This is a genomic window from Streptomyces sp. NPDC002018, assembly GCF_042890865.1.
Classification (GTDB): Bacteria; Actinomycetota; Actinomycetes; order Streptomycetales; family Streptomycetaceae; genus Streptomyces.
Map to the genome: position 1 here is coordinate 246,114 of NZ_JBIASO010000006.1, position 15,887 is coordinate 262,000.

Here is a 15,887-nt window from a genome sequence, read left to right on the forward strand (position 1 = left end):
CGTTTTTCCGTTCGGGCAAGATCTCGATCGGGGAAAGGGGCTCCCGGTGGGCCCTCGCGTGCGGCAGGATCCTGGAATGGAGAGCACCACCCGCCCCCGCGACCTCAGCCTGCTGCCCAAGGCACATCTGCATCTGCACTTCACCGGGTCGATGCGCCCGACGACCCTGCTGGAACTCGCCGAGAAGTACGGAGTCCACCTCCCCGACGCGCTGACCAGCGGTGAACCGCCCAGACTGCGGGCCACCGACGAGCGCGGCTGGTTCCGGTTCCAGCGGCTGTACGACATCGCCCGGTCCTGTCTGCGCGCCCCCGAGGACATCCAGCGGCTGGTCCGCGAGACGGCCGAGGAAGACGTACGGGACGGTTCCGGCTGGCTGGAGATACAGGTCGACCCCACCTCGTACGCCCCGCTGCTCGGCGGGCTGATCCCCGCGCTGGAGATCATCCTGGACGCGGTGGACGCGGCCGCCAGGGAGACCGGTCTCGGTATCCGCGTGCTGGTCGCGGCGAACCGGATGAAGCACCCTCTGGAGGCCAGGACCCTGGCCCGGCTCGCCGTGCGGTACGCGGACCGGGGGGTCGTCGGGTTCGGGCTCTCCAACGACGAGCGCCGCGGTATGGCCAGGGACTTCGACCGGGCGTTCGCGATCGCGAGGGACGGCGGGCTGCTGGCGGCGCCACACGGCGGTGAACTGACCGGGCCCGCGTCCGTACGGGACTGTCTGGACGATCTGCGCGCCGCGCGGATCGGGCACGGCGTCCGGGCGGCCGAGGACCCCCGGCTGCTGCGCAGGCTCGCCGACCGGGGGGTGACCTGCGAGGTCTGCCCGTCCTCCAATGTGGCACTGGGGGTCTACGAGAAGCCGGAGGACGTGCCCCTGCGGACGCTGTTCGAGGCGGGCGTACCGATGGCGCTCGGCGCGGACGATCCGCTGCTGTTCGGCTCACGGCTGGCGGCGCAGTACGAGCTGGCCCGCGCCCACCACGGCTTCAGCGACGCGGAACTGGCCGAGCTGGCGCGTCAGTCGGTACGGGGCTCGGCGGCGCCGCCGGACGCACGGGAGAAGCTGCTGGCGGGGATCGACGCCTGGCTCACCGACGACCCCGGCCGGGGCGAGGGGCAGGACGACGCCGACGGGTGAGCGGGCCCGGCGGGGCCGACAGATGAACGGGCCCGGCCGGGCGAGCGGGCCCGTAGCGGGCCCCGCTCCGGTCCTGATCCCGGCTCCGGCTCCGGCTCCGGCCCCGGCTCCGGCTCCGGCTCCGGCTAGAGGCTGACGCCTACCGTCACGGGCTCGTTGACCAGCGTGATCCCGAAGGCCGCGTGGACCCCGGCGACCACCTCACGGGCGAGCGTCAGCAGATCCTCGGTGGTCGCCCCGCCCCGGTTGGTGAGGGCCAGGGTGTGCTTGCCGGAGATACGGGCCGGGCCCGTGCCGTACCCCTTGGTGAAACCGGCCCTGTCGATCAGCCAGGCCGCGGAGGTCTTCGTACGCCCGTCCCCCGCCGGGAACGCGGGCGGCGTCACCTCGGCGCCGAGCCGCTCCCGTACCCGGCCGACGAACGCGGCGTGCTCCCGCTCGGTCAGGATCGGGTTGGTGAAGAAGGAACCGGCCGACCAGGTGTCATGGTCCTCGGCGTCCAGCACCATGCCCTTGGCCGCCCGCAGTTTCAGGACCGTGTCCCGGGCGAGAGCGGCGGGGACCCGGTCGCCGGGCTCCACACCCAGGGCGCGGGCCGTCTCGGCGTACTTGAGGGGGGCGGAGAGCCCTCCCGCGTCCTCCAGGGCGAAGCGGACCCGCAGCACGACATAGCGCTCGGGGTGCTCCTTGAAGCGGCTGTGGCGGTACGAGAAGGCGCATTCGGCGCTGGTCAGCGTGACGGGCGCGCGGAGCGCGCGGTCGTAGGCGACGACCTCGGTGATGGTGCCGGCCACCTCCTGGCCGTACGCCCCGACGTTCTGGATGGGGGTGGCACCGGCCGATCCGGGGATACCGGCGAGGCATTCGACGCCCGCCAGGCCCGCCGCGACGGTACGGGAGACCGCGTCGCTCCAGACCTCGCCCGCGGCCAGTTCCAGCCTGCTGCCGTCGAGTGTGAAGCCCCGGGTCGCGATCCGCAGGGCCGTGCCCTCGAAGCCCTTGTCCCCGATGACCAGATTGCTGCCGCCGCCGATGATCAGGAGCGGTGTGCCGGCCGCGTCCGCCTCGCGGACGACGGCGATGACCTCGTCGTCGGTGGTGGCCGTGACGAGCCGGGCCGCCGGGCCGCCGAGCCGGAAGGTGGTCAGGGGAGCGAGAGGCGCGTTGTGGAGTTCCAGCACGGGGACAAGAGTACGGGCCGTCGCCGTCCGGGGATCGGAGGGCGACGGCCCGTCATCCGGGGGTACCGGGCCGGGCGCGCACAAGGTCAGACGGCCGCCCCTTCGCGCTCGTCCCGGTCGGTGTCCGCCTTGCCGGCCTCTCCCGTCGCGTCGGCGTCCGCTCCGGCCTCGCCGGCATCCTTCCCGGTCGCGGCGGCCCGCTCGGCGCGCCTCCCCGGGATGATCAGTGCGGTCAGCGCCGCGAGCGCCACCGCACCGGCGCCGATCCAGAGTGCGGGGACGGTGCCGTCGACGAAGGAGTCGCCGGACTCGTAACCGCCCCGCGCGGCGAAGACCGCGCCGAGGATCGCGACCCCGAGCGCTCCGCCGACCTCGCGCAGGGCGTTGTTGGCGCCGGAGGCGATGCCCTGTTCGCCGGGGCGGACGCTGGACATGACCAGGCTGGCGGCCGGGGCGAAGTACATCCCCATGCCGATTCCGCTGAGGATCAGGGCGGGAAGCTGGGCCCCGTACGACACCCCCGGTTCGACGATCAGCGCGAACCAGCCGAGCCCGACGGCCTGGAGAGCCAGCCCGGTCGCGACGACGGGACGCCCGCCGACACGGTCGGAGACGAGACCGGCGACCGGCGAGACGAGCAGGGGCATCGCCGTCCACGGGAGCATCCGCAGACCGGCCTCGGTGGGCGAGTAGCCGAGGACCCCCTGGAGGAACTGGCTGAGCAGGAAGATCGAGCCGAACATGCCCAGGAACATGAGCAGGCTCGCCGCGTTGATGCCGGTGAAGGCCCGGCTCGTGAAGAGGCGCATGGGCAGCATGGCGTCCGGGCGCCGCAGACCGTGCCGTACGAAGGCGACGAGCAGCGCGGCGCCCGCGAACAGACCCAGCAGGACGACGGTGCTGGTCCAGCCCTCGGTGTTGGCGTTGACCAGGGCGTAGACGATGCCGAAGAGACCGCCGCTGATGAGCAGGGTGCCGGGAATGTCGAGCCGGGCGCCGGGCCCGTGCGACTCCTTCAGCCGCAGCCGGGCCAGCGGGAGCAGGGCCAGGCCTATCGGGACGTTCAGCCAGAAGATCCAGTCCCAGGAGATGTGCTCGGTGAGGGTTCCGCCGACGAGCGGGCCGCTGGCGACGGCGAGACCGGTGATCGCGCCGTAGATGCCGAGTGCCGCTCCCCGCCGTTCCGCGGGAACGGCGGCGGTGAGCAGGGTGAGGGCGAGCGGCATCATGATCGCCGCGCCGACGCCCTGGACGGCGCGTGCGGCGATCAGCGCGTCGATACCGGGCGAGAGGGCCGCGGCGGCGGAGGCACCGGTGAAGACCGTGAGGCCGACGAGGAAGAGCCTGCGGCGGCCGAAGCGGTCCCCGAGGGCCGCGCCGAACATGAGGAGCACCGCGAAGGTGAGCGTATAGGCGTTGACCGTCCACTCCAGATCCTCCAGCGCGCCGCCGAGGTCGGCGCGGATGGAGGGCAGTGCGGTGGTGACGACGAGGTTGTCCAGGGCCGCCATGAAGCTGGCGAGGCCGGTGATGACCAGGGCCCAGACGGCGGAACCGCGAGCGGCTGACGGGGTCATCGCTCTCCCTTTCAGATTAGTAATTGATGACTAACTTTCATGGACAGAAGACAGCGCTTCGTGCCCGCGAGGCCGGACGGGTACGGGTGGAACGGATACCGGCGAAACGGGGTACGGGCACAGAGGAGAGACGCACGGGCACGCACAAGCGGACGCGCACGGGCACGGGCAGGCGCAGGGGCAGAGACAGGGGCAGGGAGGCCCGACTCAGCCGTCGGCGGGCTGCGCCGAGTGGAAGAAGCCGGACCAGATGCGATCCCCGGGCGGAAAGCCCAGGGAGACCAGGGTGTTGATCAGCATTCCGTAGGCGAGGAAGGTCGTGGTGTCGTCGACGTCCGCCCCGAGCGCGAGATGGACCGTGTCCCAGAGGGCCCGCCAGCCGGCGCGGACGGGGTCACCGAAGGCATGGTCACCGGCGGCCTCGGCGGAGGCCACCGCGACATAGATCTGCATCTGCATGTGCAGCTTCTCGGGATCATCCGCGATGAGCTGCTGGTACGCGTCACCCATGGCATGGAGGGCCGCTTCGCCCTCCAGCCCCTCGGACGCCTTCTCGAAGACCCGGGTGGTGTCCGTGAGACAGCGCTCGGCGGCGGCGAGGAAGATGGCTTCCTTGTTCGGGAAGAGCCGGAAGAGATACGGCTGCGAGACACCGACACGGCGGGCGATCGCCTCCGTGGAGGTGCCGTTGTAGCCGCTGCGGGCGAATTCGGTGACCGCCGCGCGGATGACGCTCTCGCGCCGCTCCTCAGCACTCATTCTGACCATGCGACAAAGTTATTGGCTACTCACTAACTTTGTCAACCACGTACGCGGGCCGGGGCCGAAGCCCAGGGCTCATGGGTCCAGGGTCCGGGGCCAGGGTCCATGGGTCCAGGGCCCACGAGTAAGGGCGCCCGCCGTCGCGAGCGCCCTTCACCTGGTCCGGTCCGCCACCTGGTCCGGTCCGCGTAGGGGCGGTCAGGCGAGCCGGACCACGGCGCGGGACATCCCCAGCACCTTCTGTCCCGCGCTCATGGCCGTCAGATCCACCCGGACCCGGCTGTCGTCCAGCTTGGCCGCGACCTTGGCACTGACCTCGACCAGCGCGCCCTCGTCGTCGTTGGGCACCACGACGGGCTTGGTGAAGCGGACGCCGTACTCGACGACGGCTCCCGGGTCGCCCACCCAGTCGGTCACCACCCGGATCGCCTCGGCCATGGTGAACATGCCGTGCGCGATGACGTCCGGCAGCCCGACCTCCTTGGCGAACTTCTCGTTCCAGTGGATCGGGTTGAAGTCCCCCGAGGCACCCGCGTACCGCACGAGCGTCGCGCGCGTGACGGGGAAGCTCTGCGCGGGCAGCTCCGTGCCGACCTCGACCTCGTCGTAACCGATCTTCGCCGTCATCGGTCTCACGCCTCCCCGGCGGCGCGCGCCACCAGCTTCGTCCACGCGGTCACGACATGCTCGCCGGCCTCGTCGCGCACCTCGCCCCGTACATCGATGATGTCGTTCCCGGCGAGCGACTTGATCGTCTCGATGGTGGAGGTGACGGTCAGCCGGTCCCCCGCCCTGACGGGACGGGAGTACGCGAACTTCTGGTCGCCGTGCACCACCCGGCTGTAGTCCAGACCGAGCTGCGGATCGGCGACGACATCACCCGCGGCCTTGAAGGTGATGGCGAACACGAACGTCGGTGGAGCGATCAGGTCGCTGTAGCCGAGCGCCTTGGCGGCCTCGGGGTCGGTGTACACCGGGTTGGGATCGCGCACCGCTTCGGCGAACTCGCGGATCTTCTCCCGGCCGACCTCGTACGGCTCGGTGGGGGGATAGCTCCGCCCCACGAAAGACTGATCGAGCGCCATGGACCCGCTCCCTCCTGATGGATCTGATCACTACATGTGACCACGATGTGATCACGACAAACGACACGAGGCCGTCCCCCAGTGGGGACGGCCTCGCATACGAGCCTGATTCAGCGCGTTTCGCGGTGCGCGGTGTGCGAGTTGCAGCGCGGGCAGTGCTTCTTCATCTCAAGACGGTCCGGGTTGTTGCGCCGGTTCTTCTTGGTGATGTAGTTCCGCTCCTTGCACTCCACGCAGGCCAGCGTGATCTTCGGGCGGACGTCGGTGGCAGCCACGTGAGTGCTCCTTGGACGGACAACGGATGAACAGATGAACGCAGAAAAGAGTAGCCGATCGAAGGACCGACCCCACAATCGGCTACTTTGTGTAGCGGTGACCGGACTTGAACCGGTGACACAGCGATTATGAGCCGCTTGCTCTACCGACTGAGCTACACCGCTTCGATGTTGGATCTCCTCGCCCGGAGGCGAGGATCACCGAACATCTGAGCCCCAATACGGAATCGAACCGTAGACCTTCTCCTTACCATGGAGACGCTCTACCGACTGAGCTATTGGGGCGAGCGATGAAGACATTACACGGTCGGTTGCCGTTCGCCCAAATCCGTTTCCCGGTCACTTTCCGGGCCCCCGGTCGGCCGCCTGCCCCGCTCCTCGACCGGCCCCTTGCCCGCTCCTCTACCGGCCCCCTGCCCGCTCCTCGCCCACCCCTCGCCCGCTCCTCGGACCGGGAGCGCCCGCGCCCTTGCCCCAGCCGTCCCGGGGCGCCCCGTACGCCACTGGTGGGCTCCCCGGTACGACTATTGCGCTCCTGCGGGAAGCACGGCTGAGCCACCCCTAGGCTCGATCCCACGCTGCGTGATCTCGCACGCCCGAGCCCACCGGAAAGCCCGCACCAGGGAGCGCGATGCCCGACAGCCACCCGCGGCAGCCGTCCGACGGCGGCACGGCCGACACCAGCGCGCTCGTGCTCACCGGCGCCCGCCTCACCGACGGCCGCACCGTCGACGTACGGCTGAGCGCGGGCCGGATCGAGGCCGTGGGCACGGCCGGCAGCCTCGCCGTACATGGCTCCCGGGTGGACCTCGCGGGTTATCTGCTGCTCCCCGCCCCCGCCGAGCCGCACGCCCACTGCGATACCGCGCTGACCGCGCTCACCTGCGACGGACCGGTCTCGTACGCCCCCGAGGACGTCCAGCGCCGCGCCACCGAGGCCACCCTGCTCCAGCTCGGGCACGGCGCCACCGCGCTGCGCTCCCATGTACGGATCGGGGACGCGCAGCAGCTCGGCCGGATGGAGGCGGTGCTCCAGGCCCGCCGCTCGCTGCGCGGCCTCGGGGATCTGACGGCCGTCGCCGTACCGCGGCTGCTGACGGGGCGCGCGGGCGCCGACGGCCTCGCGATGCTGCGCGACGCGGTCAAGATGGGCGCGGGGGTGGTGGGCGGCTGCCCCGATCTCGACCCGGACCCGGCCGGGTACGTGGAGGCCGTGCTGACGGTCGCCGCCGAACACGGCTGTCCGGTCGATCTGCACACGGACGGTGACGACCCGGCGCGGCTGGCCCGGCTGGCGGCGATGGCCGGCGGTATGCGGCCGGGTGTGACGCTCGGGCCGTGCGCGGGGCTGGCCCGGCTGCCGACCGCGATCGCGGCACGGGCCGCGGCCCAGTTGGCGGCGGCCGGGGTGACGGTGATCTGCCTGCCGCAGGGCGGCTGCGGAGGCGTGGAACGCGGCGGCCCCGAACAGCGGGGCGTCGCCCCCGTACCGCTGCTGAGGGCGGCGGGCGTACGGGTCGCGGCGGGCAGCGGCGCGCTGCGGGACGTGTCGAACCCGGTCGGCCGCGGAGATCCGCTGGAGGCCGCCTATCTGCTGGCCTCACAGACCGGGATGCGGGCGGCGGACGCGTACGACACGGTGAGCACGGCGGCGCGGGCGGCGATGGGGCTGCCGGAGGTACGGGTGGAGGCGGGCTTTCCGGCGGAGCTGCTGGCGGTGCGCGGGGAGCGGATCGCGGACATGCTGTCGCTGGCGTACAGCAGGATCGTCATCCACCGGGGGCGGGTGGTGGCGCGTACGAGCGCGGTACGGGAGTACTGCGACACGGCGGCGGCCGTCGCGCTGGAACTGCCCCGCCAGGGACGGTCCGACCTCCCACCGGGCGGGCCATGAGCCTGTGTGCCCGCGCCCCATGAACGGGACCGCGCCGTGGCGTCAGGCGGCAACGGCCCTGTCGGACGTACGGTCGTGACCATGAGAGTGGTGATCGCCGGAGGACATGGTCAGATCGCGCTGCGGCTGGAGCGGCTGCTCGCCGAGCGCGGAAACGAGGTCGTGGGACTCATCCGCGACCCACATCAGGCGGAGGACCTGCGGAGGGCGGGCGCCGAACCGGTCGTCCTGGACCTGGAGTCGGCCTCGGTGGAGGAGGTCGCCGCGGTGCTGGAGGGCGCGGACGCCGCGGTGTTCGCGGCGGGCGCGGGCCCAGGCAGCGGCACGGCGCGCAAGGACACGGTGGACCGCGGCGCCGCGGTCCTCCTCGCCGACGCGGCGGAGCGGGCCGGCGTACGGCGCTATCTCCTCGTCTCCTCGTTGGGCGCGGATCCAGATCACGCCGGGGACGATGTCTTCGACGTGTATCTGCGGTCCAAGGGCGCGGCCGAGGAGTACGTACGGTCCCGGTCCGCGCTCGACTGGACGATCCTGCGGCCGGGGATGCTGACGAACGACCCGGGCACCGGGCTGGTGCGGCTGGCGGAGTCGGTGGAGCGCGGTCCGGTGCCGCGCGACGATGTGGCGGCGGTTCTCGTGGAGCTGCTGGAGACGCCGGGGACGGCGGGTCTGACCCTGGAGCTGATCAGCGGCACGGTCCCGGTGGCGGAGGCCACGAAGACGGTCGGAAGCGGCCACTGAGCCGGAGCGGCACCGAGCCGCGAGGGGCGGGGGCGGGGGCGGTACGGGCCCCCGCCCCCCACCCCACTCCCGACGCCCTGCTTGCCCGAGGCTCCTGACTGACGCTCCCTCATATCGCCCGCCCGGCAGGCCTCTTCGCCTTCCGCGCGCCAGCGGCGCAGACGCCCGCCGCCCTGGTCCGGAGCCCTACGCGAATGGCCCCCGATCCGCGTTTCCGCAGATCGGGGGCCATCTCTTTTATCGCGTGGCGGCGCCAGGATTCGAACCTGGGTAGGCTAAGCCGACGGATTTACAGTCCGCTCCCATTGGCCACTCGGGCACACCGCCATGGGATGTCGTCGCCGTTCGGATGGGCCGCTGTGAGGCGGTGCTCCGTGGCAACGACGTAAACGATACCCGATGCCCGGGGGTGCTCCGCCACCGGATTGATCAGCGCTTCGGACGGGTGCGGGTGACTAGGCTTTACGGGAGCGACCGGCGGTGTCCGGCCGCGCTGCGAGCATGCGACGAGCACCCGATGTGCGCCCGGTCAGCACCCGGACAGCACCGATACAAGGAGCCACAGGACATGGCCGACTCCAGTTTCGACATCGTCTCGAAGGTCGAGCGGCAGGAGGTCGACAACGCCCTCAACCAGGCCGCGAAGGAAATCTCTCAGCGTTACGACTTCAAGAACGTCGGAGCCTCCATCGGCTGGTCCGGCGAGAAGATCCTGATGGAGGCGAACTCCGAGGAGCGGGTCAAGGCGATCCTCGACGTCTTCCAGTCCAAGCTGATCAAGCGCGGGATCTCGCTGAAGGCGCTGGACGCCGGCGAGCCGCAGTTGTCCGGCAAGGAGTACAAGATCTTCGCCTCGATCGAGGAGGGCATCTCCCAGGACAACGCCAAGAAGGTCGCGAAGATCATCCGCGACCAGGGTCCCAAGGGGATCAAGGCGCAGGTGCAGGGCGACGAGCTGCGGGTCAGCTCGAAGAGCCGTGACGACCTTCAGACCGTGATCGCGCTGCTGAAGGGGCAGGACTTCGACTTCGCCCTCCAGTTCGTGAACTACCGGTGATGACGGCGGTACGGGGGCGGAGCGTGTGATCCGTCTCCGTCCCCGCTCCCGCCCGCATCCCGCATCCCGCATCCCGCAGGGCAGACGGCCGAACGCGCCGCCGGGAGAGGAACGAGCGATGACCGTGACCGAGTACACGCCGATGGACAGCCCGGAGGGTGAACTGCTCCGGGCCAGTGAGGAGTCCGCCGCCGCGCGGGGCGACGCCGGGGGTGCCACGGACGGAGCGCTTCGGGGGTGTGGCGCCGCGCCGGCGCGCGAGGAACGCCTCCTCGGTCCGGAGGGGGCACGCGTGTCATGAGCGGAGAACTGTTCCCGATCCGGAGACCGCGGGCGACCGTCGCGCCCGGTGCGGTGCATGTCCCCGACTGGCTGCCGGAGGAACGGCAGCGGGAGCTGGTGGACATCTGCCGCGACTGGGCGCGGGGGCCGGTGCCGATCCGGCACACGGTGCTGCCGAACGGCGGTGTCATGTCCGTACAGACCGTCTGTGTCGGCTGGCACTGGCAGCCGTACCGGTACACCCGTACCGCCGGTGATGTGAACGGCGCCCGGGTCGCGGAGTTCCCGGACTGGCTGGTGCGGCTGGGGCGCGAGGCGCTCACCGACGCCTATGGCGATCCGGCGGCGGGTGCGGCGTACACCCCGGACACCGCGCTGATCAACTTCTACGACGGCGACGCGAGGATGGGGATGCACCAGGACAAGGACGAGAAGTCCGGTGCCCCGGTGGTGTCCCTGAGCATCGGCGACCGCTGTGTCTTCCGCTTCGGCGGTACGGAGAACCGGGGGCGGCCGTACACGGATGTGGAACTCTCCTCCGGTGATCTCTTCGTCTTCGGAGGACCGTCCCGCCTCGCCTACCACGGTGTGCCCAAGGTGTACCCGGGAACGGCCGACCCGGGGACGGGTATGCGCGGCGGCCGGCTGAACATCACCCTGCGGGAGACGGGCCTCGGCTGAGACGCCGTTCCGTCGTGTCAGCGGGACCGGGAGTGGCCGAACAGGATCCGGTATATGACGAGCAGCACCAGCGCCCCGCCGATGGCGGCGGCCCAGGTCGCACCGTCGTAGAAATCCGTGGCGATGGGACGGTCGAGCCAGCGGGCCGAGATCCAGCCGCCGATGAACGCTCCCGCGATACCGATGAGGGTGGTGCCGATCAGCCCGCCCGGATCCCGGCCGGGGAGCAGAATCTTGGCGACGGCTCCGGCGAGCAGTCCGAGAATGATCCAGCTGATGATGCTCATGCCCTGATCCTGCCTTTCGTGCGTGTCGTCAGGGAGGACGCGGTGGGGACGGGGCGCGGTTGCGGGGACGGCTGTCGCCGTGACCACATACGGAATGACCGGACACGGAACACGGAACCGGGAAACGCGGCGCCACGGGCCGCCACGGCCACGGCCACGGGCACGGGCACGGGCACGGGCACGGGCAACTGCTCGGTCTCGGTCATGCGTTCATGGTGGACCAGGGCACTGACAATCGGCCGTGGCCCCGGCCCGACCGGGACCGGACCACCTCCGCGCCGGTGTCAGCGCATCCCGAACGGCTGGTCGGTGCGCACGATTTCCTTGCCGAGCGGCATCAGCGAGATCGGGATCAGCTTGAAGTTGGCCAGGCCCAGGGGGATGCCGATGACGGTCACACAGAGCGCGACACCGGTGAGGACATGGCCGAGGGCCAGCCACCAGCCCGCGAGGATCACCCACAGGACATTGCCGACGAACGACGGCGCCCCGGCGCCGGGGCGTTCGATCGCCGTATAGCCGAAGGGCCACAGCGCGTAGAGGCCGATACGGAAGGCGGCGAAGCCGAACGGGATTCCGATGATCGTGACGCACAGAACCAGGCCGGCCAGCAGATATCCGAGGCACATCCAGAAGCCGCACAGGACGAGCCAGATGACATTGAGGATTGTCTTCATGGTCGGCGACCTGCCATCTGCTCCAGTCGGGCGATCCGCTCCGCCATCGGCGGGTGGGTCGAGAACAGTTTCGAGAAGCCCTGCCCCGGGCGGAAGGGGTTGGCGATCATCATGTGGCTCGCCGTCTCGATACGCGGCTCCGGCGGCAGCGGAAGCTGCTTCGTGCCCGCGTCGAGCTTGCGCAGGGCGCTCGCCAGGGCGAGCGGGTCACCGGTGATCTGCGCGCCCGAGGCATCCGCCTCGTACTCACGGGACCGGCTCACCGCGAGCTGGATGACCGTGGCCGCCAGGGGGCCCAGGATCATGATCAGAAGAAATCCGAAGATGCCGGGGCCGTCGTCGTCGTCGGAACGGCCCACGGGGATGAGCCAGGCGAAGTTGACCAGGAACATCACGACCGAGGCGAGCGCCCCCGCGACCGAGGAGATCAGGATGTCCCGGTTGTAGACATGGCTCAGCTCATGGCCGAGGACGCCCCGGAGCTCGCGCTCGTCGAGGATCTGGAGGATTCCCTCGGTGCAGCAGACCGCGGCGTTGCGCGGATTGCGGCCCGTGGCGAAGGCGTTGGGGGCCTGGGTCGGTGAGATGTACAGCCGCGGCATGGGCTGGCGCGCGGCGGTCGACAGCTCCCGGACGATGCGGTAGAGCTGCGGCGCCTCGAATTCGCTGACGGGGCGGGCGCGCATGGCGCGCAGCGACAGCTTGTCGCTGTTCCAGTAGGCGTACGCGTTGGTCCCGACGGCCACGACAAGCGCGACGATCAGGCCCGTACGGCCGAAGACGCTGCCGATCCCGATGATGACTGCGGCCAGTCCCCCGAGGAGTACGGCGGTCCTCAGCCCGTTGTGCCGGCGGTGCACGGTACGCCCTCCTGGTGGTGCGGCAGGGGAACCCTTTGCTGGTGCTTCTCCACTCTCCAGTGGACCCTTCCGTACAGGTCAACGCCAGGCGAGCGGCACGGGTTCCCTGGCGCGCCCGGACACAGGCGTACGCCGTACGGGTGGCGGCGCCCGGGGGAGCGCGCGGGGGGCGGAACGGGGTCCGGGGTCCGGGTGGTCTCAGAAGAGGCCGGTCGCGGCGAAACGCAGCACCAGTTGGGGCGCTCCGGAGAGGGCGATTCCGGCCACGGCGGTCAGGGCGATGGCCGCGGTGAGGGCTGCCGGAGCCTTGCGTACGGTGCCTTCCCCTGCGCCGCCCTCCGCGGCCCCTTCCCCCTGCCCCAGGGGGACGTCGGAGGCGCCGGGGACCCCGGCGGCCTCGTCGGCCCTCTCCGGGGCACGGAAGAGGACCGCCGTCCACCGAAGGTAGTAATACAGAGCGATCACCACATTGACGGCCATGACCACGGCCAGCCAGCCGAGACCCGCGTCGACGGCCGCCGAGAAGACGGTGACCTTGGCGAACAGGCCGATGACACCCGGCGGCAGTCCGGCCAGGCAGAGCAGGAAGAAGCCCATCGCGAGGGCGACCACCGGACGCCGGGCGGAGAGCCCCTGGTAGTCGGAGACACGGTTCAGGGGCTCCGTACGGGCCACCACGGCCACCACGGCGAAGGCGCCGAGGTTCACGACGGCGTACATCAGGGCGTACGCGACGGTGGAGCCGATCTGCCGGCCGCCCGCGTACCCCGCCGCCGCGATCGGCACCAGCAGATAGCCGGCCTGTCCGACGGAGGACCAGGCGAGCAGCCGTACCGCGCTCCCCGCGCGCGTGGCGGACTGCCGCAGCGCCGCCGCGTTGCCGACGGTCATGGTGAGGGCGGCCAGGACCGCGAGGACGGGACCCCAGACGTCCGCGTACGACGGGAAGCCGATGACGGTCACCAGGATGAGGCCGGAGAAGCCGACCGCCTTGCCGACGACGGAGAGATACGCGGCGACGGGCAGGGGCGCGCCCGCATAGGTGTCCGGCACCCAGAAGTGGAACGGGGCCGCGGCCGCCTTGAAGGCGAACCCGACGAGGGTCAGGGCGACGCCCGCCTGCGCGAGGGTCGCGAGCGGGCCGGGGACGCCGGCCTCCAGCCGTGCGGCGACCTGGGTGAGATGGAGGGTGCCGGTCGTGGCGTACACGAAGCTGACGCCCAGCAGCATCACGGCGGTCGCGGTGACCGAGGAGAGGAAGAACTTCAGCGCGGCCTCGGAGGAGAGCCGGTCGCCCCGCCTCAGCCCCACCAGTGCGAAGGCGGGCAGGGAGGCGACCTCCAGGGCGACGACCAGGGTGGCGAGATCACGTGAGGCGGGCAGCAGGGCCGCGCCGGCCGCCGAGGCGAGCAGCAGGAACCAGTACTCCCCCACGGGAAGTCGCCGTGTCTCGCCGCCGAGCGAGAGCAGCGCGGTGAGCAGCGCCCCGCCGAGTACCAGAAGCTGGATGACCAGCGCGAAGTGATCGGCGGTGTAGCTGCACACCGAGGGGTCGGCGGGGAGACAGAACGTCGAGCGGTCCCCGTCGCGCAGCGGCAGGAGCGTGACGAGCGCGGCGACGAGACCGGCGATCGTGAGCGCGCCGAGGAGCGGCTTGCGGTGATCCGGCAGGAAGAGATCGGCGACCAGGACGATCAGGGCGACCACCGCGGTGAGGGTGGGGGGCGCGATCGCGAGCCAGTCGACGGACTGGACGAGGCTGGCGGCGCCTGCGGCGCTCTCGGCGGCCACGGTCACGACTTGCCTCCTGCGAGGAGCTGCTGCACGGCGGGGTCGGTGAGGCCGAGGAGGACCGCGGGCCAGAGTCCGGCGAGCACGGTCAGGGCGACGAGCGGGGTCCAGGCGGCGAATTCGTACGTCTGCACATCGGCGACGTGCGGTGCCTCCTGGGGCGTCGCGCCCATGCAGACCCTGCGTACGACGATCAGGAGATACGCGGCGGTGAGCAGGGTGCCGAGGCCCGCGATCACCATGAAGGTGAGGAAGGCCGGGCGGCTCAGCCCCTCGGCGGGGTCGAAGGCACCGAACATCGCGAGCATCTCGCCCCAGAATCCGGCGAGTCCGGGCAGGCCGAGGGAGGCGACGACGGCGAAGGCGAGCAGCCCGCCGAGGCGGGGCGCGCGGCCGTAGAGCGCGGCTCCCGTCGCCCCGGCGAGGGTGTCGAGGTCGGCGGTGCCGTACCGGTCCTTGACCGCTCCGACCAGGAAGAACAGCAGGCCGGTGATCAGGCCGTGGGCGATGTTGGCGAAGAGCGCGCCGTTGACGCCGGTGGGTGTCATGGTCGCGATACCGAGCAGGACGAAGCCCATGTGGCCGACCGAGGAGTACGCGATCAGCCGTTTGAGGTCGCCTCCCGCGCCCTGTTTGGCCAGGGCCAGGCAGGCGAGGGACCCGTAGATGATGCCGACGACGGCGAGCGCCGCGAGGTAGGGCGCGAAGGTCCGCATCCCGTCCGGTGCAATGGGCAGGACGATACGGACGAAACCGTACGTCCCCATCTTGAGCAGTACACCGGCGAGAAGAACGGAACCGACGGTCGGGGCCGCGGTGTGGGCATCCGGCAGCCAGCTGTGCAGCGGCCACATCGGGGTCTTCACGGCCAGCCCGAGACCGATCGAGAGAACGGCGATGACCTGCACGGATGTACTGAGGCCGCGGCCGTTGTCAGTGGCGAGTGCCACCATGTCGAATGTGCCTGCGTGGAGCCCGATGAGCAGCAGGCCGAGCAGCATGACCACGGAGCCGAGCAGCGTGTAGAGGATGAACTTCCAGGCGGCGGCCTGCCTGCCGCCGGTGACTCCTTCCGATCCGCCCCAGCGGGCGATCAGGAAGTACATCGGGATCAGGACTGTCTCGAACGCCAGGAAGAAGAGGATCAGGTCGAGGACGGCGAAGGTCGCGAGCGTGCCGGACTCGAGAAGGAGCAGGAGGGCGACGAACGCCCTGGGTGAGCCGCCCTTCGGCGGCTTGAAGTAGCTGTAGAGCGCGCAGAGGAAGGTCAGCAGCGCGGTCAGGACCAGAAGGGGGAGTGAGATGCCGTCGATGCCGAGGTGGATCCGGATGTCCAGAGCCGCGATCCAGCTCACGTCCGTCGTGGCCTGGATCCTCGACGGGTGGTCGTGGTCGAAGCCGAGGGCGAGGACGATCGCGGCGACGAGGATCGCGCCGGTCACGGTCACCCCGTGGCGCAGCACGGCCTGGTCGGGGCTCCTGCCCCGCAGTCCCGGCGGGGCGGGCAGGAGTGCCGCCGCGGCGCCGATGAGCGGGCCGGCGACGATCAACGCGAGAAGGAACTGCATCACGGACTCACTGATATCGATCACG

17 protein-coding genes and 3 tRNA genes are annotated in these 15,887 nt (G+C 70.9%); 6 read left to right on the forward strand and 14 right to left on the reverse strand.

Annotated features, from left to right (window positions below):
- The first annotated feature begins 76 nt into the window (after positions 1-76).
- On the forward strand, positions 77-1,144 hold the full coding sequence (locus tag ACFYYH_RS12380) for an adenosine deaminase (RefSeq protein ID WP_388549350.1): 1,068 nt from the start codon (positions 77-79) through the stop codon (positions 1,142-1,144).
- Between the two features lie 125 nt (positions 1,145-1,269).
- Here the strand turns inward: ACFYYH_RS12380 and ACFYYH_RS12385 are convergent, their stop codons facing one another.
- From ACFYYH_RS12385 to ACFYYH_RS12420, 8 genes are all read right to left on the reverse strand, one after another.
- Positions 1,270-2,325, reverse strand: coding sequence for a UDP-N-acetylmuramate dehydrogenase (locus ACFYYH_RS12385; RefSeq protein ID WP_388549352.1), 1,056 nt, complete (start codon positions 2,323-2,325; stop codon positions 1,270-1,272).
- An 86-nt stretch (positions 2,326-2,411) separates the two neighbouring features.
- Positions 2,412-3,902 (reverse strand): DHA2 family efflux MFS transporter permease subunit, encoded by a 1,491-nt coding sequence (locus ACFYYH_RS12390; RefSeq protein ID WP_388549354.1) that lies wholly within the window; start codon positions 3,900-3,902, stop codon positions 2,412-2,414.
- A gap of 207 nt (positions 3,903-4,109) precedes the next feature.
- Positions 4,110-4,670, reverse strand: coding sequence for a TetR/AcrR family transcriptional regulator (locus ACFYYH_RS12395; RefSeq protein ID WP_388549356.1), 561 nt, complete (start codon positions 4,668-4,670; stop codon positions 4,110-4,112).
- A gap of 192 nt (positions 4,671-4,862) precedes the next feature.
- The gene (locus tag ACFYYH_RS12400) at positions 4,863-5,291 is read right to left on the reverse strand and encodes a MaoC family dehydratase (protein ID WP_388549359.1); all 429 of its coding nucleotides are present in this window, start codon (positions 5,289-5,291) and stop codon (positions 4,863-4,865) included.
- 5 nt (positions 5,292-5,296) lie between these two features.
- On the reverse strand, positions 5,297-5,749 hold the full coding sequence (locus tag ACFYYH_RS12405) for a MaoC family dehydratase N-terminal domain-containing protein (RefSeq protein WP_388549361.1): 453 nt from the start codon (positions 5,747-5,749) through the stop codon (positions 5,297-5,299).
- Positions 5,750-5,859: 110 nt separating this feature from the next.
- Positions 5,860-6,024, reverse strand: coding sequence for a 50S ribosomal protein L33 (rpmG, locus tag ACFYYH_RS12410; RefSeq protein ID WP_003956487.1), 165 nt, complete (start codon positions 6,022-6,024; stop codon positions 5,860-5,862).
- A gap of 92 nt (positions 6,025-6,116) precedes the next feature.
- A tRNA-Met gene (locus tag ACFYYH_RS12415) sits at positions 6,117-6,189 on the reverse strand.
- 47 nt (positions 6,190-6,236) lie between these two features.
- Positions 6,237-6,309, reverse strand: a tRNA-Thr gene (locus tag ACFYYH_RS12420).
- A 346-nt stretch (positions 6,310-6,655) separates the two neighbouring features.
- On the opposite strand from ACFYYH_RS12420, the gene ACFYYH_RS12425 reads away from it, so the two are divergent.
- Together ACFYYH_RS12425 and ACFYYH_RS12430 are read left to right on the forward strand one after the other, a co-directional pair.
- Complete coding sequence (locus ACFYYH_RS12425; protein WP_388549364.1) at positions 6,656-7,918, forward strand: amidohydrolase family protein; 1,263 nt, start codon at positions 6,656-6,658, stop codon at positions 7,916-7,918.
- Positions 7,919-7,999: 81 nt separating this feature from the next.
- Positions 8,000-8,659: an SDR family oxidoreductase gene (locus ACFYYH_RS12430; RefSeq protein ID WP_388549366.1), complete on the forward strand. Its 660-nt coding sequence runs from the start codon at positions 8,000-8,002 to the stop codon at positions 8,657-8,659.
- A 245-nt stretch (positions 8,660-8,904) separates the two neighbouring features.
- Here the strand turns inward: ACFYYH_RS12430 and ACFYYH_RS12435 are convergent.
- Positions 8,905-8,986 (reverse strand) — tRNA-Tyr (locus tag ACFYYH_RS12435).
- Between the two features lie 241 nt (positions 8,987-9,227).
- Between ACFYYH_RS12435 and ACFYYH_RS12440 the strand changes: the two genes are divergently transcribed.
- The 3 genes from ACFYYH_RS12440 to ACFYYH_RS12450 all read left to right on the forward strand — a co-directional run bounded on the left by ACFYYH_RS12440 (position 9,228) and on the right by ACFYYH_RS12450 (position 10,679).
- Positions 9,228-9,716: a YajQ family cyclic di-GMP-binding protein gene (locus ACFYYH_RS12440; RefSeq protein ID WP_388549367.1), complete on the forward strand. Its 489-nt coding sequence runs from the start codon at positions 9,228-9,230 to the stop codon at positions 9,714-9,716.
- Positions 9,717-9,834: 118 nt separating this feature from the next.
- A complete protein-coding gene (locus ACFYYH_RS12445; RefSeq protein ID WP_388549369.1) occupies positions 9,835-10,017 on the forward strand; it encodes a hypothetical protein in 183 nt (60 codons plus the stop codon).
- Entirely contained in the window at positions 10,014-10,679 is a 666-nt protein-coding gene (locus ACFYYH_RS12450; protein ID WP_388549371.1) for an alpha-ketoglutarate-dependent dioxygenase AlkB family protein, read from the forward strand. Before ACFYYH_RS12445 ends, ACFYYH_RS12450 begins: the two co-directional genes overlap by 4 nt.
- A gap of 17 nt (positions 10,680-10,696) precedes the next feature.
- On the opposite strand, the gene ACFYYH_RS12455 is transcribed toward ACFYYH_RS12450, so the two are convergent.
- From ACFYYH_RS12455 to ACFYYH_RS12475, 5 genes are all read right to left on the reverse strand, one after another.
- Positions 10,697-10,966, reverse strand: a complete 270-nt coding sequence (locus tag ACFYYH_RS12455) for a GlsB/YeaQ/YmgE family stress response membrane protein (RefSeq protein WP_388549372.1) — start codon at positions 10,964-10,966, stop codon at positions 10,697-10,699.
- Between the two features lie 284 nt (positions 10,967-11,250).
- Entirely contained in the window at positions 11,251-11,643 is a 393-nt protein-coding gene (locus ACFYYH_RS12460; RefSeq protein ID WP_388549374.1) for a YccF domain-containing protein, read from the reverse strand.
- Complete coding sequence (gene htpX, locus ACFYYH_RS12465; protein ID WP_388549376.1) at positions 11,640-12,503, reverse strand: zinc metalloprotease HtpX; 864 nt, start codon at positions 12,501-12,503, stop codon at positions 11,640-11,642. The genes ACFYYH_RS12460 and htpX overlap by 4 nt, the downstream gene beginning before the upstream one ends.
- A 198-nt stretch (positions 12,504-12,701) precedes the next feature.
- Positions 12,702-14,300, reverse strand: a complete 1,599-nt coding sequence (locus ACFYYH_RS12470; protein WP_388549378.1) for an NADH-quinone oxidoreductase subunit N — start codon at positions 14,298-14,300, stop codon at positions 12,702-12,704.
- Entirely contained in the window at positions 14,297-15,886 is a 1,590-nt protein-coding gene (locus ACFYYH_RS12475) for a NuoM family protein (RefSeq protein WP_388549381.1), read from the reverse strand. The genes ACFYYH_RS12470 and ACFYYH_RS12475 overlap by 4 nt, the downstream gene beginning before the upstream one ends.
- Position 15,887 lies beyond the last annotated feature (1 nt).

Coding starts and splice junctions, on each gene's coding strand:
- ACFYYH_RS12380 (WP_388549350.1), top strand. CDS start 77: ATGGAGAGCACCACCCGCCCCCGCGACCTCAGCCTGCTGCCCAAGGCA.
- ACFYYH_RS12390 (WP_388549354.1), bottom strand. CDS start 3,902: ATGACCCCGTCAGCCGCTCGCGGTTCCGCCGTCTGGGCCCTGGTCATC.
- ACFYYH_RS12395 (WP_388549356.1), bottom strand. CDS start 4,670: ATGGTCAGAATGAGTGCTGAGGAGCGGCGCGAGAGCGTCATCCGCGCG.
- ACFYYH_RS12400 (WP_388549359.1), bottom strand. CDS start 5,291: ATGACGGCGAAGATCGGTTACGACGAGGTCGAGGTCGGCACGGAGCTG.
- ACFYYH_RS12405 (WP_388549361.1), bottom strand. CDS start 5,749: ATGGCGCTCGATCAGTCTTTCGTGGGGCGGAGCTATCCCCCCACCGAG.
- ACFYYH_RS12425 (WP_388549364.1), top strand. CDS start 6,656: ATGCCCGACAGCCACCCGCGGCAGCCGTCCGACGGCGGCACGGCCGAC.
- ACFYYH_RS12430 (WP_388549366.1), top strand. CDS start 8,000: ATGAGAGTGGTGATCGCCGGAGGACATGGTCAGATCGCGCTGCGGCTG.
- ACFYYH_RS12440 (WP_388549367.1), top strand. CDS start 9,228: ATGGCCGACTCCAGTTTCGACATCGTCTCGAAGGTCGAGCGGCAGGAG.
- ACFYYH_RS12445 (WP_388549369.1), top strand. CDS start 9,835: ATGACCGTGACCGAGTACACGCCGATGGACAGCCCGGAGGGTGAACTG.
- ACFYYH_RS12450 (WP_388549371.1), top strand. CDS start 10,014: ATGAGCGGAGAACTGTTCCCGATCCGGAGACCGCGGGCGACCGTCGCG.
- ACFYYH_RS12455 (WP_388549372.1), bottom strand. CDS start 10,966: ATGAGCATCATCAGCTGGATCATTCTCGGACTGCTCGCCGGAGCCGTC.
- ACFYYH_RS12460 (WP_388549374.1), bottom strand. CDS start 11,643: ATGAAGACAATCCTCAATGTCATCTGGCTCGTCCTGTGCGGCTTCTGG.